Source organism: Paraburkholderia sp. RL17-337-BIB-A, from assembly GCF_046025895.1.
In the GTDB taxonomy this organism is placed as follows: domain Bacteria; phylum Pseudomonadota; class Gammaproteobacteria; order Burkholderiales; family Burkholderiaceae; genus Paraburkholderia; species Paraburkholderia fungorum_C.
In genome coordinates, this window is the sequence record NZ_JARESY010000003.1 from 1,244,161 (window position 1) to 1,266,853 (window position 22,693).

The 22,693-nt window shown below is 60.6% G+C and carries 15 protein-coding genes and 5 pseudogenes; 11 read left to right on the forward strand and 9 right to left on the reverse strand.

All coding sequences use genetic code 11. The features are described from left to right. Positions 1 to 109: 109 nt before the first annotated feature. On the reverse strand, positions 110 to 715 hold the full coding sequence (locus P0D84_RS44050; RefSeq protein ID WP_408349222.1) for a DUF4142 domain-containing protein: 606 nt from the start codon (positions 713 to 715) through the stop codon (positions 110 to 112). Between the two features lie 622 nt (positions 716 to 1,337). Here P0D84_RS44050 and P0D84_RS44055 point away from each other — a divergent pair. Both P0D84_RS44055 and P0D84_RS44060 read left to right on the forward strand, forming a co-directional pair. Next, positions 1,338 to 2,099 (forward strand): CerR family C-terminal domain-containing protein, encoded by a 762-nt coding sequence (locus tag P0D84_RS44055; RefSeq protein ID WP_408349225.1) that lies wholly within the window; start codon positions 1,338 to 1,340, stop codon positions 2,097 to 2,099. A gap of 671 nt (positions 2,100 to 2,770) precedes the next feature. Further along, positions 2,771 to 2,899: a hypothetical protein gene (locus P0D84_RS44060; RefSeq protein ID WP_408349228.1), complete on the forward strand. Its 129-nt coding sequence runs from the start codon at positions 2,771 to 2,773 to the stop codon at positions 2,897 to 2,899. Positions 2,900 to 3,299: 400 nt separating this feature from the next. On the opposite strand, the gene P0D84_RS44065 is transcribed toward P0D84_RS44060, so the two are convergent. The 4 genes from P0D84_RS44065 to P0D84_RS44080 all read right to left on the reverse strand — a co-directional run bounded on the left by P0D84_RS44065 (position 3,300) and on the right by P0D84_RS44080 (position 8,399). After that, positions 3,300 to 6,146, reverse strand: coding sequence for an ATP-binding protein (locus P0D84_RS44065; protein ID WP_408349846.1), 2,847 nt, complete (start codon positions 6,144 to 6,146; stop codon positions 3,300 to 3,302). 215 nt (positions 6,147 to 6,361) lie between these two features. Continuing rightward, positions 6,362 to 7,183 carry a transposase gene (locus P0D84_RS44070; RefSeq protein ID WP_408349000.1) on the reverse strand — a complete coding sequence of 274 codons (822 nt, stop codon included), beginning with the start codon at positions 7,181 to 7,183 and terminating at the stop codon, positions 6,362 to 6,364. Between the two features lie 447 nt (positions 7,184 to 7,630). After that, entirely contained in the window at positions 7,631 to 7,861 is a 231-nt protein-coding gene (locus tag P0D84_RS44075; RefSeq protein ID WP_408349231.1) for a hypothetical protein, read from the reverse strand. A gap of 319 nt (positions 7,862 to 8,180) precedes the next feature. Next, positions 8,181 to 8,399 (reverse strand): hypothetical protein, encoded by a 219-nt coding sequence (locus P0D84_RS44080; RefSeq protein ID WP_408349234.1) that lies wholly within the window; start codon positions 8,397 to 8,399, stop codon positions 8,181 to 8,183. Between the two features lie 339 nt (positions 8,400 to 8,738). On the opposite strand from P0D84_RS44080, the gene P0D84_RS44085 reads away from it, so the two are divergent. The 4 genes and pseudogenes from P0D84_RS44085 to P0D84_RS44100 all read left to right on the forward strand — a co-directional run. Next, positions 8,739 to 9,923, forward strand: a complete 1,185-nt coding sequence (locus P0D84_RS44085) for a sensor histidine kinase (RefSeq protein ID WP_408349237.1) — start codon at positions 8,739 to 8,741, stop codon at positions 9,921 to 9,923. Beyond that, complete coding sequence (locus P0D84_RS44090; protein ID WP_408349240.1) at positions 9,920 to 10,375, forward strand: response regulator; 456 nt, start codon at positions 9,920 to 9,922, stop codon at positions 10,373 to 10,375. Before P0D84_RS44085 ends, P0D84_RS44090 begins: the two co-directional genes overlap by 4 nt. Beyond that, positions 10,375 to 12,270: a hybrid sensor histidine kinase/response regulator gene (locus tag P0D84_RS44095; protein ID WP_408349243.1), complete on the forward strand. Its 1,896-nt coding sequence runs from the start codon at positions 10,375 to 10,377 to the stop codon at positions 12,268 to 12,270. The genes P0D84_RS44090 and P0D84_RS44095 overlap by 1 nt, the downstream gene beginning before the upstream one ends. A 140-nt stretch (positions 12,271 to 12,410) precedes the next feature. Beyond that, a pseudogene (locus tag P0D84_RS44100) lies at positions 12,411 to 12,485 on the forward strand (IS6 family transposase); the annotation flags it as partial. A 263-nt stretch (positions 12,486 to 12,748) separates the two neighbouring features. Here the strand turns inward: P0D84_RS44100 and P0D84_RS44105 are convergent. Continuing rightward, positions 12,749 to 13,890: pseudogene (locus P0D84_RS44105) on the reverse strand (IS110 family RNA-guided transposase). Between the two features lie 130 nt (positions 13,891 to 14,020). Between P0D84_RS44105 and P0D84_RS44110 the strand changes: the two are divergent. Further along, positions 14,021 to 14,680: pseudogene (locus tag P0D84_RS44110) on the forward strand (IS6 family transposase); the annotation flags it as partial. Here P0D84_RS44110 and P0D84_RS44115 read toward each other — a convergent pair. Both P0D84_RS44115 and P0D84_RS44120 read right to left on the reverse strand, forming a co-directional pair. After that, positions 14,652 to 14,957, reverse strand: a complete 306-nt coding sequence (locus tag P0D84_RS44115; protein ID WP_408349246.1) for a glycosyltransferase family 2 protein — start codon at positions 14,955 to 14,957, stop codon at positions 14,652 to 14,654. The pseudogene P0D84_RS44110 and the gene P0D84_RS44115 overlap by 29 nt on opposite strands. Positions 14,958 to 15,291: 334 nt before the next feature. Further along, a pseudogene (locus P0D84_RS44120) lies at positions 15,292 to 17,082 on the reverse strand (ATP-binding cassette domain-containing protein); the annotation flags it as partial. Positions 17,083 to 17,175: 93 nt separating this feature from the next. On the opposite strand from P0D84_RS44120, the gene P0D84_RS44125 reads away from it, so the two are divergent. Then, on the forward strand, positions 17,176 to 18,276 hold the full coding sequence (locus P0D84_RS44125) for an IS5 family transposase (protein ID WP_408349678.1): 1,101 nt from the start codon (positions 17,176 to 17,178) through the stop codon (positions 18,274 to 18,276). A 150-nt stretch (positions 18,277 to 18,426) separates the two neighbouring features. On the opposite strand, the pseudogene P0D84_RS44130 reads toward P0D84_RS44125, so the two are convergent. After that, a pseudogene (locus P0D84_RS44130) lies at positions 18,427 to 18,989 on the reverse strand (ABC transporter transmembrane domain-containing protein); the annotation flags it as partial. Between the two features lie 464 nt (positions 18,990 to 19,453). Between P0D84_RS44130 and P0D84_RS44135 the strand changes: the two are divergent. The 3 genes from P0D84_RS44135 (at position 19,454) to waaF (ending at position 22,674) form a co-directional block, all read left to right on the forward strand. Further along, the gene (locus P0D84_RS44135; protein ID WP_408349249.1) at positions 19,454 to 20,749 is read left to right on the forward strand and encodes a glycosyltransferase family 4 protein; all 1,296 of its coding nucleotides are present in this window, start codon (positions 19,454 to 19,456) and stop codon (positions 20,747 to 20,749) included. Between the two features lie 102 nt (positions 20,750 to 20,851). Continuing rightward, the gene (locus tag P0D84_RS44140; protein WP_408349252.1) at positions 20,852 to 21,457 is read left to right on the forward strand and encodes a D-glycero-alpha-D-manno-heptose-1,7-bisphosphate 7-phosphatase; all 606 of its coding nucleotides are present in this window, start codon (positions 20,852 to 20,854) and stop codon (positions 21,455 to 21,457) included. Further along, a complete protein-coding gene (gene waaF, locus P0D84_RS44145; protein ID WP_408349255.1) occupies positions 21,454 to 22,674 on the forward strand; it encodes a lipopolysaccharide heptosyltransferase II in 1,221 nt (406 codons plus the stop codon). Before P0D84_RS44140 ends, waaF begins: the two co-directional genes overlap by 4 nt. The last annotated feature ends 19 nt before the right edge of the window (positions 22,675 to 22,693 follow it).

The following is a 22,693-nucleotide window of genomic DNA, read 5'->3' on the forward strand; positions in this document are numbered from 1 at the left end:
GGTCGCTCGAGCGCATCGGACCGCCGGGCCAAACGACCACGTGGAAGTCGGTCGGAGGGGTAAAAACGGCGTGGAGCGTGGGCCCGTTGGCAAGTCAGGCGTCCTGGGTCTATCGATCCACTGCCGCTTGAGTTTGCTCGGCGAGCTTCAGATGTTCGCGCAGCGTCGGCAATGCACCGGAGGCCAAGGTGCGTATGTCAGCATCGCTGCCCTGCTGCGCCTGTTTACTGAACTGCTCGATGTCCTCCTTATGGTCCGACACATTGTGCTTCATAAACCGCTTGTCGAAGGCGTGCCCTATCAATGGCTTCAGAGCCATGTAAGTCGCATGCTGCCCAATAGATTCTCCGTCCGGCAAACTGTAGCCTTTGCGCTTAGCCAGCTCTCCGATGCGCGCGTCCAGCGCCGTATGGTCGGCGATCATTCGCCTTGCAAACGCCTTCACTGATGGATTCGATGAAGTGTGTAGCGCCAGCTGGCAGGCTTCGATTTCCGCTCGGCCGTCCTGAATCGCGTAACCCAGAAACTTTCTCGGGCTGTCTACACTGTCGGCGAAGGCGACCGCGCTGGAGATAGTTACCGCAACGCAGGCGATGGCCTGCGCCAGGTTGCGCCGCGTTTGAAGGAACGTTGAAACTCGCTCGGGGCGAGGCGGAGAAGTCGACCTCGCGCTATCGTCAGGCAGACGACGGTCCTTAACCTGGAATCGCTGCATCGCTCGCTCCTTAAGAAGTAGGTATCGCCGGGGAGCATTGCGCGTGCCTGCAGCACATTGATGTGGCGTTTCGAAGGTCGACTTTATCTTTCTCGGCGGACTATCATCTGCTCGAGGTGGCGCAGACTCAGCGGATACGCAACATACCAGCGCACGCAGAGGACGATTAAGAGGGTAGCCGCGGCCACTCTCAGGAACGCGGCCCCCGAAGAACGCAGGATGCGACTTTCACCGCACTGCGCTCGCGCACCGCGTTAAGCGTCACGAAGACGCCGGTTGCCAAGCACGTCCGACAACCTTCGCACGCGTCGCATCGTCGATTCACTTCGTTACCGAAGCAAAGGGCGCTGAACCGTAGAAATACCGGTCTCTCACAAGCTGCCCTTCATCGGATCCCAGATGCCACGATGCCGAGTGCGATCAGCACCGTTCGCCGGGTGGGACGCCTGGTGCTCGATGCCGGTGAATCTTCGGCGGGTATCGGGCGGGAGGGAGAGCCTGCGGTCGCTGACATCGTATCGGTCCAATTATTCCCAGTTGGCACAATTATTCCAGTCGCTAAAATTGTGTCAAGTGATAATATTTCTGCGGATGCAATGAAAAGAAACGCGGAGAGAAATGCATGAACACCGCAAAGAGGCTGCGCCGTTCGCCGGAGGGCGGCTATGCACGCGGCGACGAGACGCGTCACCGGATCATCGAAGCGGCAGTCGAACTGTTTGGCGAACACGGTTTTGAGGGTGCGTCGACTCGCGACATCGCGGCCCGTGCCGGCGTCAACGCGCCTGCGCTGCAGTACTACTTCGAGAATAAGGAAGGCGTGTATCGCGCGTGCGTCGAAGCGCTCGCCGACGATGCATGGAAGACATTCGGACCGGCCATCGAGCATGCGCAAGAAGCGCTGCGTGAGAACGCCGACACCTTGGCTCTGATCGATGCTTTCATCCGCATTCAGGAAGCGAGCGCGGACAGCGCCTTCGCGAAAGAGAGCAATCCCGGCCGGCGGCTTTTCTTCGCGCGCGAGCAGGCCGGACACGAACCCGAAAGTGCGACGCGGATTCTTGCCTGCCGGATCCGCCAGCCGCTGAACGATGCGAGCGCCGCGCTCGTGGCGCGGATTTCCGGGCGTGCCGCCGACGATCCCGTCACACTGATCCGCACGTTGAGCCTGCATGGGCAACTGGTGATTTTTCACGTCGCGCATCGCGCGACGCTGGCGTTGCTCGGCTGGGAAAGCATCGATGCAGAGAAGGCCGAACAGCTCAAGTCGACAATACGCGATCAAACTCGCACGCTACTTGAACAATGGAGTCGGGAACGTGACGCGGAGCGCACACCCGCTGTGCAGGCGACGGGCAGAGGAAAGTCACGCAAGCAGCCATGATTTCGCCGTGACGACAAAGCGCTCACAGAGACGCGAGCCTGGCCTTACCTCGTCGCGAGCGATGCGCCCGCAACCGCCTCGATCAGCGACGCCGGCTTCTTCCTCTCACGTTCGCCGATCGGCATCGATGTCAGCTTGGGGTCGACGCGGTTGACCATAACGAGGTCAAGTGACGGGACGATGATCTCGTATTGTCCGAGAGTCCGTCGGCCAGTAGCTTCCGATCGGACGCGCTGCGGCGGATTCGCCTGCGGCACTTGCCGGCGAACTCGTCCACCACATGTAACCGTAGCCCCCCCACGCAGTGTCCGAGTGGGGGCACGACGACTCCTTGACCCAATCGGCCGGCACAATCTGGCGATCGTTCCATCGGCCTTCGGGCAGGAACAGCAATGCGAAGCGCGCCAGATCTCGTGCGCCCATCCGCCCTTTCGCGTTTCCGAAAAGCAGACATTCAATCGGGGGATTGGGCCATGACCGTGCCTTATCGAATCAAGCCTCGCGTCGAGCTAGCGAGAAAATCGTAAAAAGGCTGAACTTTGGAACTATGTTTTTCTGAATTAGAGGGTTTTCACTTAGACGTGTTAGGCCTAGACTTGCCCTTAACGCTAACAGATCAACTTTGGCCGCCCGTAAAACCCGCGGGCACGATCGCGCACTGGGAAATCATCATGAACGAATCCATACACATCGAAGACTTTTCCGCCCTCGACGATTGGGCGCCTGTAATTCCCGACTGGCAAGCCTTCAGGCCCGAAGCCTTTGAGCCCTGCTCGATCAATGAGGACTGCACCGACTGACTCGGCCCAAGCCAATAGATAGAGCCCAGAAGCGCACCGCCACCGGCCTCAAGTTACTGTTGATACCTGTTTTATCAATAGTATCGGGAACCCTAAAAGCGTGGCGCACCAGTCGACAGAAACCGGTACACCGCGCTTTTCTGGATGCGTCCGCCGTTCATTGAACCAGCTTGCTCATGACGGGGCGTCTGAGGATCCCGGAAATTTGCGCTCGTCAAGCGTTCGCGCACTGCGATGTTCGAATGGTGCTGATCGACCCTCTATAGGCCGTTGGAGCTAGCGCGACGTCCACGGTCCGAGGCACAACGGCCATTCATGTCTTCGAGCCAGTCGACAAGTTCTCGGCCGAAGTGGTCGTCGGTCCATCAACAGGTCAACGGCCATACAGGTTTCAGGTTTTTCAATTGGGACCAGGTCGCATCCCAGCCTGGCGAGACGAAACCCCTCGGGGTAACGCTGAAAAGCCGGTCCGAGGCTGAACCCGAGGTAGCCACAGGCATGCGCGGAAGCGCCGTTCACCCCGTGCTGCATGCTGATTCAGGGTGCGGCACAGTTCCAAACAAAAAAGATTGCGATCGGTAACGTAGGCTGAGTTCGAAAGCACACACAACAGACGCGTGGCGGCCTGCAATTCCGGATCCTGCATCAGCGGCAGATCAATCAGATCCTCGATCGGGCGGCCTTCCAGGTTGCGCCAGACTGTCTCGTATTCGGCCTGAACCTGTTCCCAGCTCGGATGCGCCGGGACGTCGATACCGAACAGCTTCAGGCACGTGAGCGCGTTGTCGACGGCTTGCACGTTCTCCGACTTCACGATATGGAGCAGGACCTTTAGTTCATAGACCGCTGCCACGTCGACTTTCGACACCCCCCGCTGCAGTAGCTCCGCAAACAGTTCCTCCGCTCGGTCGAGTTCACCGGTCAGAAACTCGCATTCCGCGCATTCGAGCCGCAGGCTGAACATCAACTCGTACTGGCTGGCCCAATACGTCTCATCGAGCAGCGCCATACCGGCGGCGAGGTACAGGCGCGCCGACGCATAGGCCGCCGAGGCCTTGGCCCGGCGCCCGGCACGCAGATCGATCGCCGCCACCCGCGCCTTTTCGTCCCGGTCTACCAGCCGTGCAGCGCCCCGATTGAACTGGTTTGCGACATCGAACACATGCTCGGCGAGCTCGTGCGCCGTCATGCTCGCCAACAGCGCGCGGCCGATGCGCACGTGGACTCCGGCACGGTCCGCTTCGGGTATCAGCGAATAAGCGGCCTGCTGGATCCGGTCGTGCAGGAACTTGCCAGTGCCGTCGGTGCGCGCAATCAAGCTTTCGCGCGTAGCCGCCGCAAGACCTTGCTCGGCCTCGACCGTTGAATGTCCGCTGACCAGAGCCAGATGGCGCAGGTCGAATGTGTTGCCCAGGCAAGCGGCCAACTGCAGCGCTTTCTGCGCAGGGGTCGGCAGTTGACGCAACTTTCCCACCATCAGGTCGACGACGTTGTCGGCGAAGTCCTTCGCCTTGATCTGATCCAGGTCCCACTGCCAGACCCGGTGTTGCGCATCATGCCGCAGCAACCCCTCCTTGTTCAACGCGTCCAGGAACTGGATAAAGAAGAACGGGTTGCCCTCGGTGCGCTCACAGACCAGCCGCGTTAGCGGCTCGCAGGTGGCGGATGACGCATGGAGCGTGTCGGCCACTAGCTGGTTCAGATGCACGACCGACAGCGGCGCGAGTTTGAGGTCCGTCACCGGCGTGCCACTGTGGCGGATCGTCTCGAGGGTGCTCACGAGCGGATGCGATGCGTCGACTTCGTTATCGCGATAGGCGCCGATCAGCAGCAGAAAGCTCGTGTCCGGGTGAGTGAGCAGGTGCTCGATCAACGTCAGACTGGCCGCATCGATCCACTGCAGGTCGTCCAGGAAGAGGACCAGCGGATGGTCCTCGCTCGTGAACGCCGTCACGAAGTGACGGAATACCATGCGGAACCGGTTTTGCGCCTCTGTCGGCGGCAGCGCCGGCACCGGCGGTTGGGGCCCGATGATGATCTCGACCTGGGGCAACACATCGACGATGAGTTGGCCATTGACTCCGACCGCGGTCCGGATCTGTTGCCGCCAGCTGCCGATGCGCGCCTCGCTTTCGGCCAGCAGTTGCCGCACCAGTTCGCCAAACGCCTGCGCGAGGGTGGCGTAGGGAACGTCGCGCTGGTTCTGATCGAACTTGCCGGCAATAAAATAGCCGTGCCTAGCGACAATCGGCTCGCGCAACGCATCGACCAGCGACGACTTGCCGATGCCCGAGTACCCGGAAACGGTCGCCAGCGCCGCTTGGCCGGTTTCCATCATCCGTTCGAAGGCGCCGAGAAGCCTATTCGCGTCTTCGTCTCGCCCGTATAGTTTGTGCGGGATCTGGAAGCGCTCCGACAGATCGTCCATGCCGGGCGGGAACGGCTCGATCCGGCCCGACGCCAGCCATTGCGCGAGACACCGGTCGAGATCGGCGCGGACTCCGTGTGCACTCTGGTAGCGGTCTTCCGGTAGCTTGGCCAACAGCTTCATCACGATATCCGACACCGCTTGCGGCACCTCCGGCACGATCTCATGAGGCGGCGCCGGCATACGGGCGATATGGCAATGCGTCCATTCGAGCGGATCGTTCGCCTCGAACGGCAACTGGCCGCTCAGCATGCGATAGAGCAAGACGCCCATCGAATAGCAATCGGTCCGGTAATCCACCGGACGATTCATGCGGCCGGTTTGTTCGGGGGACACGTACGCCCAATCGCCCACGGGGACAACGACGCCCTCCGGCGAGACGGTGTTGGCTTCCTGGGCCGTGGTGAGAGTGAAATCCACCAGGAGGACCTGCCCAGTCGCTGGCGCGACCAGAATATTCGCGGGCGTGATATCCCGATGGATGACCTTCGCGCGGTCGATACCCGCCAATGCATCGGCCAGATGGTGGCCAATGCGCAGGCAAAGAGCCACGTCCGTGCGCCGCTCACGATCCAAAACGGCTTCGAGCGACTCGCCGGCGAAGTCTTCCAGGACCAGCGCCAAATCGCCGCGCTCATCGATCAGCGCGAGCGGTTTGGCGATGCCCACGACATTCAATGATTGAAGCATCAGGTATTCGCGCTTCAGACGAGCGGATTGGGCTGCTTCCGCGGGTTCCGGAGGGCGCTTCAACAGCACCGGCATCCCATCCGTTGTGCGGCGCGCACGGTAGAGATCCGCGCCCGCTGTCGCGCAGATCCGCTCAAGGGTCTCAACTGGTTGCGGGTTTCACTCGAGCGCAAACGGGATGTGAAGAAGCGGTACAGCGTGGGCGCGGAGGAGCGGTTCGAGGGTTTTGAAAAGGGCGACGGTTATGCATTTCGTCGATAGCTTTTCAGGATTGCATATTAAAATGACGTGACTTCTCATGGCGCGGAGCGCCATCGTCATGGTGTTCGGATCAACGCCGATCGTCAGCAGTAGTGCCGCAGGTTGATCATCGTGTAAGCGAGGGTCTTGAATGCATAGTGGACCGGGCTTAGACGCTCGAAGCGAAGCAGCAGGCGCCGGAACTTGTCCTCCCAGGCGAAGACCCGCTCGATGGTCCTGAAGCGCTCCTCGAAAATGGCCGGATTAAAGCCCAGTTTGCGGCCCCGCTTCGGCGTTTTACGTCCACGCGGGTTTTCGGGGATGTTGGGAATCATGTCGCGGTTGAAAATCGCCTTGCGGTTGGCCCGGCAGTCGTAGACGCCGTCCAGGCTCACCGTTGAGCCTTGCAGGTCCATGCCAATGGCGCGGGCCATGTGGTTCAGTCCGGGCAGCGCGTCACGCAGCAGCGGCGATTCGTTGCGGTTGCCCGGGGCAGAAACGAATGGCGCGATCACGTTGCAGCGGCGATCGCAGAAGGCAACCACCTTGTCGCCCTTGAGGTGCTTGTGTCCGCTGTATCCCAGGTTGTCGCCGCCCTTCTTCGCGGCAGTGGTCGTGCCGTCGCCGTGAATGACCGTGAGGTCGAGCAGCCCGTCCTGGTGAAGCTTGCGCACCGAGCTGGCAAAAATCCGGTCGATGCAGCCATCGGCCTGCCACCGCCGCAGTGCCCGATAGATGCGCGTGTAGTGGATTTCAGGACGACCTTCGGCATTCTTTTCGATCGGCAGCATCTTCCACTGACAGCCCATGTACAGCAGCTGAAGGATGTAGTTGAAGATCTTGTGCAACGCCAGCGTCGGTGTCGGTCCGCGCCGGCCACGGCTCAGATGCGGCAAGACAAATTGCTCGAACTGTTCAACGCTCAATTTCGTTGGAATCGCTTGCCAGCATTGACTTCCAGCCATCCGTAACATCCGCAAATCTGGACTTTAACCGATCCGGCCTCCCGCATCATCCAATCCAGTCCTGATGCGGCTCGCAGACAAATTTAGCCGCCTCGGAAAACCCGCAACGAGTTGTAATAAAGGGACCGTTTGCGGCCCGAGCGAAACGCGTCCCACAGTTCAGTCCACGCAATTGCTGTGCATCAGTACGCGACTCACTGCCAATTCCCTCCAGACGTGTGCGTCTCGCCGCCTGCTGCCTCTCGCGAAGGGCGGCACCCGATCCGTTCGAAAACGACTCGTGAGCGCAGCTTCCGGCCCGACATGAACCAATCGTTTCACGTCAACTGCAGTAGCCCGCACGTTGTCGCCAACCGTTCCCGCGTGGCGCGTGCCTTCCCGCAGGATTCCGTGAACCAATGTGCAAGGCTACCCTGGCTTGCCTTCGTGTTCGTCAACCGCCGCGCGAAGCCGATTGAACCCGTCTGCGAATGCAGCCGACGCGTCACGGAATCGAGCAATCGGCATCGGAACGCTGCGTGCGCCGCCGATCGCCGCGAGTTGTATCGTCTGCGCGGCGATATAGAACCCGGTAAGTGCGTCACCATCGACTGCGACGTCCAGTGTACATTCCCTATATAGCTCGTTGCGTCGCAGCATGCCTGTCTCCGTCTTGATTTTCGAAGCACCGCTCGTCACACCTGCTGGGGCGAATCTAGCTGGTGCTCGCTCATCACCCACTCGTCGGGAGGGGTGACATCAGCTGTATTTGGGTACAGCCAGCTTCCGCAGACCGTGCAATTCCAGTTGCTGCTGGTTTTCGTCATGTGGATCGGCGGCCCGATTGCACTGACGCCGGAACCGGCAAGATCGCCATGCTGCGGGAACGCTGGATGGCTTACCGACTAATTCGCGGCAGGCATTGCAAGGCTGCATAACTGTCTGCAATGATCGGATTCGAGGAGTCAAATCGCTCGGCCTATGCCGAGTTCTCGTCGCACCACTGGATCGCCCACCGCCGCGCCGCTTCGATAGCGTCTGCGTCGGAGGGATAGTCGCCGAGGTTGCCCGACCATTTGACCTCGACGGTGTCGCCCCCCATCGAGGCGCGCTGGTAGATCTTTGCACGGGCGTAGTAATGGTCGCCTTCATCAAGAGGCGACGCATCGATATGGAAGTCCTTGTAGTCGAACTGCATCGTCGCCTCCCAATGAGTGGGGAAATCCTACAGTGCGACTCTGCGCACAGCAACCGGTTGGGATACCAATCCGTAACTGTAGGCTGTGGAATTCAGATGCGTGGAGGCGTGCCTGCGTAGTCGACCCGAAGCCGCCCGTCGCCGCATCCTGGCGAATGTCCGTTGGCAGCCACGTACAGGACACACACAGACGGCAGGCCACGGTCAGAGCCGATACCCGCCGAATGAGACTGAAATTCGGCCCCGGTTACCCAACTATGACTGGCTCGCGTCAAGCACCGCAACCGGAACATAGCTGAAATATAATAGTGAACAACATGGGTAGCAGCGAGGCGAAGCTTGGCGCGCTGGCACATACAGTTGCAAGCCATCCGCCCACCGGTACTGCGTTACGGCTTTGTAGTCGTATGCGTTGGAATCGCGCTTGGGCTGGCGCTAGCATGCCAACATTACGGCTTTCACGATGCCCAAATGCCGCTTTTTGACCTGGCCATCGTCCTCGTTACCTGGCATGCCGGTATAGGACCATCCGCGCTGGCGGTTTTCCTCGCGGGGGCCAGCAACACCTACTTCTTTACCCCGCCGCTTTACTCCTTCGAAATCACTTCGGAAGACCTGCCGTACCTTGTTCTTTTCACGATATGGTCAGCAATTATTGCTTCTTTCGTAGCGATTCGACGTCGAATTGAGGACCAGCTTTTCGACGCGCGGAACCGCCTCCAAATTGAGCTTGAAGTAAGCCGGCAACGCGAGGACGAAATCCTTGGGCTCAATCAAACACTCGCCAGGCGCGCAGCAGAGCTTGAGGCGAGTAACAAGGAACTGGAGTCTTTTTCCTATTCCGTCTCCCACGATCTACGCGCGCCAATTCGGCACATAGTGGGGTTCTCAGAGCTGCTTCAAAAACACACGTTTTCTTCCCTTGACGATAAGAGTCGTCGGTACATACAAACCATTCTCGAGTCGGCAAAAAGAATGGGGGATCTGATCGATGATCTGCTGGCCTTTTCCAGGATCGGGCGAATTGAGACCAAAATGACCTTTGTGAGCCTTGAGCTGCTCGTTAAGGAAGTCATCGCGGATGTCGGGCAAGACGTGAGGGACAGAGACATATTCTGGGATATCAAGCCCCTTCCGGTCTGTTACGGAGATCGGTCCATGCTGAGGGTGGTTATCGTCAACCTTGTATCGAACGCGGTCAAATTCACGAGCAAGCGAGCAGGTGCCAAAATAGAAATTGGTTGTGTGAACGTGAATGAAAATGAAGTGGAAATGTTCGTAAGGGATAATGGTGCGGGCTTTGACATGGAGTATGTAGATAAATTATTCGGCGTATTTCAACGTCTGCACCTTGCGGAACAGTTTGAAGGCACGGGCATAGGACTAGCTATTGTTCAGCGCATTATCGTGCGCCATGGCGGAAAGGTCCGGGCCGAGGGAATGCTTGACCGCGGTGCCACTTTCTATTTCTCCCTGCCTAAAGCACGGGATGCGACGACCAATAGGATTGCGAGCACACTATGAACGACTTGGGACGCATTTTGCTCGTTGAGGACGACCCGAGAGACGTCGAACTCACTTTGGCCGCGCTGGCGGAATACAACTTGGCAAACGACGTAGTGGTCACCCGTGACGGAAAAGAGGCTCTGGATTACCTATATTGCAGGGGACAGTTTTCTGCGCGCTCGAGCGAAAATCCGGCGGTCTTGCTGCTCGACCTGAAACTTCCCAGGGTCGATGGTTTGCAAGTGCTGGAGAAAATTAAATCGGACGAGCACCTGAAGATAATACCGGTGGTGGTGTTGACATCGTCCCACGAGGAAAAAGACATGGTGAGAAGCTACAAGCTCGGGGTTAACGCATATGTAGTAAAGCCGGTCGATTTTCACGAGTTTATCAATGCCGTCAAGGAACTAGGCGTCTTCTGGGCACTCATCAATGAGCCGCCGCCGGGCAGCGTCAAAAAGGTACGCTAATGTCTCCGCTCCGCATTCTGTTGCTAGAGGATAATACGTATGACGCGGAGCTCATTCAAGAGCTCCTCGAAGAAGCTCATCGCGTCTGCCAGGTAGTCCGCGTCCAGTCTCGTGCGGAATTTCTGACGGCTCTAAAAACGGTTGAAATTGAACTGATTCTCGCTGATTATAAACTTCCTTCATTCGATGGTCTCTCGGCTTTAAAACTCGCGCTGACTGTCCGTCCAGAACTGCCGTTTATCTTTGTTTCCGGCACGCTTGGCGAAGAAGTGGCGATCGAAGCACTTAAGATTGGGGCGACGGATTATGTTCTGAAAACGCGACTATCAAGGCTAGTGCCTTCAGTTGAACGAGCATTGCGCGAAGCCCAGGAACGAGCCGAACGCAAGAAGGCGGAAGAGGCGCTACGCCGAAGCGAAATGTATCTGGCGGAGGCGCAGCGACTCAGCAACACGGGAAGTTTCGGCTGGAACGTTACGAGCGGGGAAATCTACTGGTCCGAAGAGACTTATCGAATATTCGCCTGCGACCCTGCGATAAAGCCCACCCTTCAGATGGTGATCGACCTAACTCATCCGGACGACCGAACGCGTTTGCGGAAAATCCTCGACCGCGCCTCGATCGAAAGGCGCGCCTTTACGGCCGAGCATCGCCTGGTGCTGACCGATGGTTCTGTTAAATACGTTCGGGCTGTGTCTCATGGCTTCATCGGCGAAAATCCGGATAGTTTCCTCTTCGTAGGAGCGGTAACGGATATCACGGAGCGCAAGTGCACTGAAGAAACCCTACGGGAGCAGGCTAATTTGCTTAATTTGACGCATGACGCTATTTTCGTTTATGACATGAACGGAGTTGTCACGTACTGGAATCGTGGCGCGGAGGCGTTGTACGGATGGTCGGCAGAGGAGGCCAAAGGCAAGCTTGTTCCCGAGTTGCTGGAGACGATCTTTCCAGTACCGGTTGAGCGAACCACAGCGGAGCTGAGCAGTAGCGACCACTCGGAAGGCGAGGTTGTGCGTACCAGGAAAGACGGAACACAGGTAACAGTGGCGAGCCGTTGGTCATTGCAACGAAATGTAAGGGGCATGCCGGTTGCCGCTTTGGAGTCGAGCAACGATATCACCCCTCGAAAACTTGCCGAAGTAGAGCGCGGGCGTTTGAGCCAGTTAGAGGCGGATCTCGCGCACATTAACCGCGTCAGTATGATGGGCGAACTGGCCGCTGCGCTGGCTCACGACATCAAGCAGCCGATGGCTGCCGCGGTCACGGGCGCGGGCGCGTGCATTAATTGGCTCTGTCGGGATGCACCCGATATCAAAGAAGCATGCGCCGCTGCCTCGGCAATGGGCGCGGAAGTCATGCGCGCCGCTGGCATCATTGACGGAATTGGCTCACTCTACAGGCGAAGCACACCAGAGCGGGAATTGGTGGACTTGAACGAAATCGTTCAGGAGATGGCGGTTTTGCTGCGGGATACCGCCGATCGGAAGTCCATTTCGATCCGAACGGAACTCGACACGGGGCTTCCGAAGACAACAGCACACCGTGTACAGCTCCAGCAGGTCTTGATGAACCTCATGCTCAACGGCATCGAGGCGATGCAACACACGGGTGGTGAACTGATCGTCTCATCGAAGAGGATCGAGCATCGTCAGTTGTTGATCTCGGTGAGCGATTCGGGCATCGGGCTTCCTACCGATGAACCCGAGCGCATTTTCGAGGCATTTTTCACGACGAAACCGAAAGGCACCGGCATGGGACTGTCCATCAGTCGGCGGATCATCGAGTCGCATGACGGCCGGCTGTGCGCCAGTCCGAAAACAGGAGGGGGTGCGACGTTTCAGTTCACCCTGCCCGGCGAGGAGATGCGCCCAGAACGTGTCGTGCCGCTATAACCCAAGCCAGTGCAGAAGGCCAACACGCGATCCCGATGACGGACAAAGCGGGGGCGAGGTCGACGCCAACCTGCTGGACCTTCTCGCACATGCCGTTAAGGCGTTGTCAGGTTGTTGGGCCGGTGACGTAAGATGGGGTGATGAAAAAATCGAAATCGCTCTATCATGGTCATCGCTTCCCAGCCGAGGTCATCAGTTGCGCTGTTCGCTGGTATTGATATGACTTTGCGTGTCAATCGCGAAATTGGTTTCCAGGTTGCATCGACGCATGAATTTCCTGAGGGCGGCGCAGCAGTAAGTCTCGACGGTGGATCACACTGACATCCGCGGGTTGGATACCGCATTACAGAGGTCCGCCTCATGAGCCTGCCGCTAACTTCCGCCGCAAGTTGGTGATGCCCGTTGCGTAATACCATCGCGGGTTGCTCGGATGCCGGGCTGCGCCGCCTTCAGGAAACTCCTTCCGTTGTTCGGGAAATCACACACAGGCCGCGGGCGGTTTGCTGCGAGGTATTGCAAGCGCCATGGCCAGTCGACTGATGTCCCAGATGAACGCCGCCAGTTCGCGGGCAATAGCCACGACCGTGATGTTGATGGGCTTGCCTCGCGCGGTCAGCCGGCGGAATCGTCGGCACAGCCGCACCTGGGCGTCCCAGGCGCGGTCGATGATGGCCTTGGGCAGACCTTCGAGACGGGCCTGGATTTCCGGACTGACGCGGGCAGGATGGCGGTAACTCCAGGCCGCTTCGACCAGCAGTCTTCGGGCGTAGCTGTTGCCGGTTTTGGTAATGCTGCCCTGGCGGCGTTTGCCTCCCGATGAATGCTCGGATGGCGTTACGCCGAGCCAGGCCATCAGCTGACGCGGGTGTTCGAAGCGGGACAGGTCGCCCACTTCTGAAATCATCCCGACGGCGGTAACGAACTGGACGCCCCGCATGGCCTGCAGGGCCAGCACTACCGGATAGAAGCGCCAGGAGATCACCGCTTCGCGTACGGCTGTTTCGAGACGGGCGCACTGCGCAAGCCGGTCCTCGATCGTGCGCCGGTGTTCGTCAAAGGCAAGGTGCTGCCAGGCGCTGGGAAACGAACAGCGGCCCAGCCAGCGACGGTGCGCCTCGCCCCAGTTTGCGCTACCGGTATAACGGACGCCATGCGCGAGCAGGAACGACTTCAGTCGATGCCGTGCACGTCGCAGATCCTCGCGGGCAGCCGCCCACGCGCGGGCGAGATCCCGGAATGCCTCGTCTTCAATGCCGGGCACGTACACGGCCGACAGGTCGTCGGCGCGCAGCGAGCGCGCCAGCTTGATGGCATCACGCCGGTCGGTCTTTACGCGCTCGCCCGGCTTGCGCGGGATCAGTGAAGGTGCGCAGACCATGCAGTCGAAGCCCTTCTGGACGAGAGCTGACGGTACAGCCCGTAACCACATGGACCTGCCTCGTACACGACGCGCACGTGCGGCGCCTTGGATTGCAGGCGTGTGCACAGGCGATCGATGTCGGCCCCGGTCGTACCGGTCTTGCCCAGCAGCTCGATCTCGCCCGCGTCGATCGCGTAGGCGACCGTGATCGAGTCCTTGTGAAGATCCAGTCCAACGTACACCGTGCTATCGTTTCGCATGCTGGCCTCCGTGGAGGAAATCGCCGGGGCATGGCCCAGTCCACGCCCGTGCGGCTCTGACAGCAATGCTAACCCGCGTTCAGTTTCCCCACGGCGGGCCAGCCCTTGCCTCACGCAAAGTCATACTGCCTTCCGCTTTCAGTTGAGCTTGCGCGACATCGAGGAACTGCTCTTCGAGCGCGGTGTGACCGTGACATACGAGACGATCCGATGCTGGTGCGACAAATTTGGCAAGGGCTTTGCTCACCGCGTAAAAGCGGCGCGACGCAATCCGGGCAGCACGTGGCACCTTGACGAGATGTTCGTTACGCTGCGCGGCGAACCGTACCTGCTGTGGCGTGCGGTCGACGAGCATGGCATCGAACTCGACATCCTGGTGCAAAAGCGGCGCGACAAGGCCGCGGCCAAACGTTTCTTCAAGCGGGTGCTGCGCTCGAATCCCGTGCCGCGCAAGATCGTCACTGATCAGTTGCGCAGCTATCCGGCGGCAAAAGCGGAGATCGCGGAGCTTGCGAAAGTGAAACACGTGTTCGTCAAAGCGGCGGCCCGACTGAACAACCGCGCAGAGAACAGCCACCAACCGACACGCGAACGCGAGCGGCGCATGCGTGGCTTTCGCGAGCCGAAACGCACACAGAAATTTCTCTCGTGCTTCGGGCCGATCCGGCAGCATTTCGCGCTCAAGCGGCATCTACTGCGCGCTTCACTCTTTCGCAAACAACTCGCAGCACGGTTCGTTGCGTGGTGCAAAATCACAGAAGTCACCCGAGATCCGTCCTACGCTTTCTGAGGGGTGCTCTTTGCTGCGGTCTTTCCGCCTCAACCTCGACAAGTTGACAAAGCCTTGACGGGCACTGTACGACGCGCACGTCCCGCAGACCCGCCTTGATCAGCCCAACGGTTCCATCCATGGAGGCATTGTCGGCAACGAACACCTCAGGCTGCTCCGGCAACGCAAGGAGGCGCGAGAGGGTATGCATTACTTCCTTCGCCCGGTTATGCGTCAGCACGACCACAGAGATGCGATGCGCGACCGATAGGTCTGGGTAATGAGCGTCTATTTTCATTTCCTGGCCTCTGGTTTGTCCCGCCAGACCGCAACGACGCGCCTGCGGATGTCCGTCTGAGTCGATCCAGTGCTCCAGCGGAGCCGGTTCAGTCAGCCGCTGATCGCGCCGACAGTTCGCTCTTCCTTGCACATCGTCAATGCCCCTGATACGCCGTTATCCAGCGTGGCCGCATAATTGTAGAGCTCTGTCGAGCCGCATCTTCCAGCAACAGCGATGCCAGAGAGCGCTCAACGAAAGCTCCGCTTGCAATCAGCCTTGGGTCAGCACCATGCATGCGCCCCGGTCGTTCCGTGCAACTGCCAATTGTCTGAGCAGATGCGGTAAGGCCCGGCTAGGCCATCTTTCCGGCGGCCGACTTCTCCCCGCGGTTCGAATCCGTCACCTTCCTGAGTTCGATAATCAAAGCGTCGGGCGGGACCGGTTTGCTTAAGTGCGCCTGGAAGCCGGCCTGTTGCGCGCTCAAGCGGTCACCCACTTCAGCGTAGCCGGTCAAAGCGACCGCCGGCAGATACGACGTCGGCGGCAAGTTCCGTTCGCCTTCCAGCGCTCGCAGTCGCCGCAGTACGTCGTAGCGGTCTTCATCCGCGAGCACGATGTCGCATAGCAGGACTTGCGGCCACTGGTTCGTCTCCGCGTGAGAAAGTCACGCCAGCGCTTCGGCGCCAGATGACGCGAGCTGCACGCGCGCACCGCTCGCGCTCAGCACCGCTTCGAGCGCGTCGCGCGCTTCTTCCGGGTCGTCAATCGCCATGATGAACAGATTGCCCAGCGGCCGCACGCCACCCGGCTTTTCTGCCGGCGCGATTTGCGAATCCGCCTCGGCCACCGGATGCAGGGGCAGCATCGCGACATACGCGAGCCGGCCGCGCAATGGCATCAACGTAAAGCTGCCGCCCGCGGCAGCCAGCGAGGCCTCGCTATGCTGCGCGGCGACCTGCGAAAGCTCCGCCGGCTCGCTACCCATGCCGAGCACGCTGACCCATGCGTGGTTGTTATGCGCTCCACGCGCAGCGCGATTCGATGGCCCGGCTTCGCCTGCGCGATCTCATTGCGGCACAACTCCGATCACCGGCTGCAACACGCCCGGATCACCCGTCACACGCAGAGCGTTGTCACTGAGTTCAGTATGGACGGTCACACGCTGCGCGGCGATCTCATCACGCAATGCGCTGATCACGTCCGTCATCAGCGCGGCCAGGCTGACCGACTGTGCGGTCAGCTTGCGCTGCGCATGCTCCAGTTCGCCTTGCTGCCGTTGCAGCGACCACATCTTCGCGTAGACGCCATTTCGACAGAGCAACTCGCGGTGCGTGCCCTGCTCCACCACTCTGCCGTGCTCCATCACCAGAATCCAGTCCGCTTCCACCACGGTCGGAAGACGATGCGCGATCACGATCGAAGTGCGGCCTCGCGCGAGACGCGTCAGCTCAGTCTGGATCGCGCGTTCAGACCGCGTATCGAGCGCGGAGGTTGCTTCGTCGAAGACGATGATGCGAGGGTCTTTCAGAATCGCCCGAGCGATGGCGATGCGCTGCCGCTCGCCGCCCGAGAGCCGCACACCGCGTTCGCCGACGCGCGTATTGTAGTGATCCGGCAGGCGTTCGATAAACTCGTCAAATTGTGCGGCACGCGCCGCGCGCACGACGTCCGCGCGCGTTGCGGATGACCGCCCATACGCTATGTTGTAGGCGATCGTCTCGTTGAATAGCACGGTGTCCTGCGGCACTATGCCGATCGCCTCGCGCAAGCTTTTCTGCGTCACTTGGCCAATATGCTGGCCGTCAATGCGAATTGTGCCGCTTCCCGGCTGATAGAGCCGGAACAGCAGCTTCGCGATCGTCGATTTGCCTGAGCCGCTGCCCCCGACCACCGCCAGCGTCTTGCCGGCGTACGCGTGAAAGTCAACATCGCGCAATATCTGGCGCGCCGGGTCGCAGCCGAATTCCACATGCTCGAAAGCGATTTGCCCCGCGCTCACCACCAACGGCTTCGACGCCGGGGCGTCGATATCCTCACCCACTCGCCCTTGTGTGCCGAGAATGATGAACATACGCTCCACGTTGACCAGCGCGTCGTTCGTCTCGCGAAACACGAAACCGAGCGTGTTCAGCGGCATGCAGATCTAGCAGGCCGGTGAAATACCTCATGTAGCGGTCATCCGGGACGCAGGCGTAAACGTTGAACTGATGTCATCAATGAGAGCGAGATGGAACGGATGCGTGGGCCAGATGGTTTTACCGAGTCAATGTTCACGGTGTTGAAGCTGGACGATTTTGTACCGAAGGACCATCCGTTGCGTCTGATTCGCACCTGGCTCAATGACGCGCTTAAACGCATGGACGATGTGTTCGCGCGGATGTACGAGGCTGACGCGAAAGGAGGTCGGCCGAGCATTGCGCCGGAGAAGCTGGTGCGAGCTCTTTTGCTGCAGGTGCTGTATTCGATTCGTAGCGAGCGCATGCTGGTGGAACAGATTTCCTACAACATGTTGTTCCGCTGGTTCGTCGGCCTGCCGATGGACGGGACCGTGTGGGACCACTCGACGTTCAGCAAGAACCGCGACCGGTTGCTCGAACACGATGTGCTGGTGTTGCTCTTCAACGAGACGGTCGAGACCGCGCGCGAGCGCGGATATCTTTCCGGGGAGCACTTTAGCGTCGACGGCACGTTGATTCAGGCATGGGCCGGGCACAAGAGCTTTGTGCCCAAGGCAAGTCCAGACAAAGACGACACGCCTCCTGACGAACCGCCCGCGCCGAATGACAACTGGCACGGACAGAAGCGCAGTAACGAGACGCACCAATCCACGACGGACGAGCAGGCGCGCCTGTTTCGCAAGAGCAAAGGAACCGGAGCGATGCTCTGTTATATGGGCCACGTGCTGACCGACAACCGGCATGGCCTGGTGGTCAACGCACAGGTGACGCTGGCGACGGGCACCGCCGAGCGCGACACGGCCGAGCTGATGCTTGCCGATGCCGCAAGTGTTGCGCCGCTCGGCATCACGGTCGGCGCGGACAAGAACTACGACACCGCCGGTTTCGTGGCCAGTTGTCGAGCGAACCGTGTGACGCCGCATGTGGCGCAAAACGATGGGCGTCCAGGAGGTTCAGCAATTGACGAGCGAACTACGCGCTGGCCGGGTTACGCGGTCAGCCAGCAAAAACGTAAACGCATTGAGCAGGTGTTCGGATGGGGCAAGACAGTCGGACGAATTCGACAAGCGATGTATCGGGGACTTGAACGCGTAGACCAGCTCTTCGTGCTGACGCAGGTCGGCTACAACCTGACGCGTATGCGCACACTTGCCGGTTGAGGGGCAGGAAGCGATGGATAACACCGATATGGTGAACCCGCGAGTAACGCCGAATGCCCGCAAACGTATTCCGCGTTTCAAAAGTGCAAACCCAGCATCCGTCGTAATGCATCTGAGCGCATCAACGACGGATATTTCAACGGCCTGCTAGACGAGATAGGCATTCACCAGTATCAGATCGCCCACGCTCATGCTGCCGCCCACCACGTGCTGCGCGGCGAGCAGCACGATCGCAGGATGCCGAGCGCAATCACCGCGCTCTGTCCGACGTGCAACGCGGTCAGCGCGCGTTGATTCGCAGTTCTCGCGTGGACCACTTCTCCAGAACTTCGCTCAGCCGGCGCGTCTCGGTTTCTTCTGTCGCAAAGTATTTGACGGTGTCGTAGTTCAGCAGGCTGTCGACCAGCCAGCCGTCCGACTGCGCTTCCAGCGCGTTGACAGCGCGCTGGAAGGGAACCCGCCGGCGCGTAACGATGAATGTGTAAACCGCGTAGCAGAAGAAGGTGACGGCGATTGCCAGCATGAATTCGCGCGCATAGTTGTGGACCATGAGCGCAACGATCGTCGCAATCTCGAAAGCGGTCGGCACGATGGTGAACAGCGCGACGCCGAGCAGAAAAGATGCCGTCCACCCCCTTCTTAACATCGCGCACGATGACACCGGTCTCGCGCCGGGTATGAAAGCGGGCACTCATCCGATGCAGATGCGCGAATAATAGCGCGCGCGATAGTAGCTGACTCGTCGTCGCCCGGCAATTCCGATGCGGCGGCGCGGCGTTGCCAACGTTAAGCGGAAAGGAATGCCTGGCGAGCCACGTGTGAGCAAGCAGCGCGCCTGAAAAACCGGTCAAAAAGTGACGCCTGTGGAGCGTCAGGGCTTTTCGGTCCGTCGTTGCACATTGGAATCATCGCAGTACCAACGAATGCTCCGGCCCGCGTGAACTTACATGCGCATTGTAAAAACAGGGAACGCCACAGCGTTTCTCGCGCGGAAACCGGGGGTGCGCAACAGAGGCTAGTCCGTCTGAAAACCGCTGCATCTATCTAAGGCCTCCGTTCACGCGAGTGGCACACCGCATGCTGTAGTCGAGTGTCGACTTCGTCGCGTGGTTTCCAACCGTGTTAGACAAAGCAACCGTATCGACTTCCAGTACTGTCCCGCTTGCGAAGGAACGCCATGAAGATCGCTCTCATCAGTGAACACGCCTCGCCACTTGCCGTTGCAGGCGGTGTCGACAGCGGAGGGCAAAACATTTACGTTGCCAACGTCGCGCGCCAACTCCTGGAGATGGGCCATGAGGTCGACGTCTTCACGCGCTGCGACCCCGCGCTGCTCCCGCTCATCTCGGACATGGACGGTGTGCGGGTGATTCATGTGCCGGCTGGACCGCCGAAGCAACTACCGAAAGAACAACTGCTGCCCTTCATGGATGAGTTCGCAACGTTCCTCATCGAGTTCTTTCAGCGGGAAAGAGACCCGCACCAGGTCATGCACGCGAATTTCTTCATGTCCGGCCTCGCTGCCCTGAAGGTGAAGAAAGCCCTCGGCGTGCCGCTCGTCACCACCTTCCACGCGCTAGGTCGCGTGCGGCGAATCCACCAGGGCGCGGACGACGGCTTTCCCGACGAGCGTTTCGCCATTGAAGACGAACTGGTCGCCCGCTCGGACATTGTCGTGGCCGAGTGTCCCCAGGACGAGGCCGATCTGATCGAACACTACCGCGCCGATCCGTCCCGCATCCAGATCGTCCCATGCGGTTTCGACGCCGACGAATTCCGGCCCATCGAGCGCGCCGCCGCGCGCGAGGCCCTCGGCTGGCATCAGGATGAATTCACCGTGCTGCAGCTCGGACGGCTCGTGCAACGCAAAGGCATCGACAACGTGGTGCGCGGCGTCGGCATTCTGCGGCAGGTATTCCGGGCGTCCGCGCGACTGTACGTGGTGGGCGGCAACTCGGACGCGCCGAATGAACTGGCCACACCGGAGATCGCGCGCTTGCGCGGCATTGCCGGCGAATGCGGCGTGGCCGAGCAGACCGCCTTTGTCGGACGGCGCGGACGGGCACAACTGCGCTACTTCTACAGCGCGGCCGATGTGTTCGTGACCACGCCGTGGTACGAGCCCTTCGGCATCACGCCAGTCGAGGCGATGGCCTGCGGCACGCCCGTGATCGGCGCCGATGTCGGTGGAATCCGCTATTCGGTCGCCGATGGCGTGACGGGCTTCCTGGTGCCGCCGCGCGATCCGGTCGCACTCGCCGCGCGCCTCGACCAGTTGCGGCGCGAACCGGCGCTGGCGCGCCGCATGGGTGAAGCAGGCCTCGCGCGCGCCCAGGCGGAATTTACCTGGCAAGGTGTCGGCGCAGGGCTAGCGCAGATCTATGCGCGCGCGGCGCGACTCGTGCCGGAAAGAGCCGGAGTGGAACAGGTCGGGATGCCGAAGCGCGCCGCGGCCGGCGCGTCGTTCGGTTAAACCGGCGCACGCGCCGCCTTTCGTACGGTTTGCCCGGCTTGCCCGCGCCGTCACCGCGACGCAGGTACAGATGTTCCGCTCACGCTTTTCGTCTGGACGCTCATGATGCAACCCGCTGTGTTCCTCGACAAGGACGGCACGCTGCTCGACGACGTGCCGTACAACGTCGAACCCTCGCTCATGCGTTTAGGGCCCGGCGCGTGCCGCGCACTGACTCTGCTCGCCGCGCAGCCGTTCGCGCTGTTTGTTATCAGCAATCAGTCGGGTGTGGCGCTGGGCAGGTTCGAGTATCCGGCATTGAACGCAGTGGAGGCGCGGTTGCATCGCATGTTCGCCGGGTGCGGCGCGACCTTGCGCGGCGTGTACTGGTGTCCGCATCATCCGCATGGCAGCGTCGCGCGTTATGCGGTTGCGTGCGACTGCCACAAGCCTGCTCCTGGCCTTCTGCTGCGCGCGGCGCACGAACACTGGCTCGATCTCGCACGCAGCTGGTTTATCGGCGACATCCTCGACGATGTCGAGGCGGGCAATCGCGCCGGCTGTCGCACGGTGCTGCTCGATAATGGCCATGAAACCGAATGGCTCGACGGCGCGCAACGTCTGCCGAACGAGCGCGCCGCCGATTTGCACGAGGCCGCGCGGATCGTCGTGCGCTGCTCCGACGATGACAGGCGCAACGCTTCAAGCTGCACGGAAGCCGCGCGATGAACGCCCCGCTGCTGCTCGCCCAGCCGATCCTGGCGCACGCGCGCGTGCCCGATGCGCCACCGCCTTCGTCCTGGGGCGAAGACGTCAAACGGATTCTGTGCGTGCGTCTGGACAACCTGGGCGACGTGTTGATGACCACGCCGGCACTGCACGCATTGCGCCGGTCCGGCGCGAATCGCCACATCACGCTGCTCGCTTCGCGCAGCGGCGTTGCGCTCACCCCCTTTCTCGACGACGTCGACGCGGTGATCGAATACGACGCCCCATGGGTCGCGCAACCGCCGAACGATAACCGCACACTCGCCGACGATCAGCGGATGCTCGACCATTTGCGCTGCGGCTGCTTCGACGCAGCCGTGATTTTCACCGTCTACAGTCAGAGCCCGTTACCTGCGGCAATGCTTTGCTATCTCGCCGGCATTCCGCGCCGCCTCGCTCACTGCCGGGAGAACCCCTATGCGTTGCTCACTGACTGGTTGAGCGAACCGGAACCGCAGCAGCGCACGCGTCATGAAGTGGAGCGTCAGCTCGATCTTGTGCGCCACGTCGGTGCGCAAGCGCCGGACACGCGCATGCGCTTCAGCGTGGACGAAGCCGACCGGAGAAGCCTCGATGCGCAACTTTCAGCGCGCGGCGTCGATCGCGCAGCCCGCTGGTTCGTCTTGCATCCCGGCGCCACCGCCGCGTCGCGCCGCTATCCGCCCGAACGTTTCGGCGAATTGGCCGGCCGCCTCGCGCGCGAAACTGGCGCGGCGGTGCTGATCACCGGCAGTTCAGGCGAACGCCCGTTAGTCGAGGCGGTGATTCGCGCGGCCGAGCCTTGCGTGCGGACATATCTGCACGATCTGAGCGGCGCGCTCACGCTCGGTGAACTCGCCGCACTGATCGAGCGGACAAGCGTGCTCGTGTCCAACAACAGCGGCCCGGTGCATCTGGCCTCGGCGCTGGGCACACCAGTCGTCGATCTGTACGCGCTGACCAATCCGCAACACACGCCGTGGCAGACGCCGCACCGTGTGCTGTTTCGCGACGTCGAATGCCGCTGGTGCTATCGCAGCGTGTGTCCGCAACAGCATCACGCCTGCCTGCTCGGCGTCACGCCGGATGAAGTGGTGCAGGCGGCACTCGAACTGCTCGGTCAGGCGGCCACGCACCGCGCCGCATCCGGCGCGAGCGTCGACCTCCCGCCGCTCACCGATGAACCCGTGGCCCCCTGAAACCCTCTTCCCTTGCGAA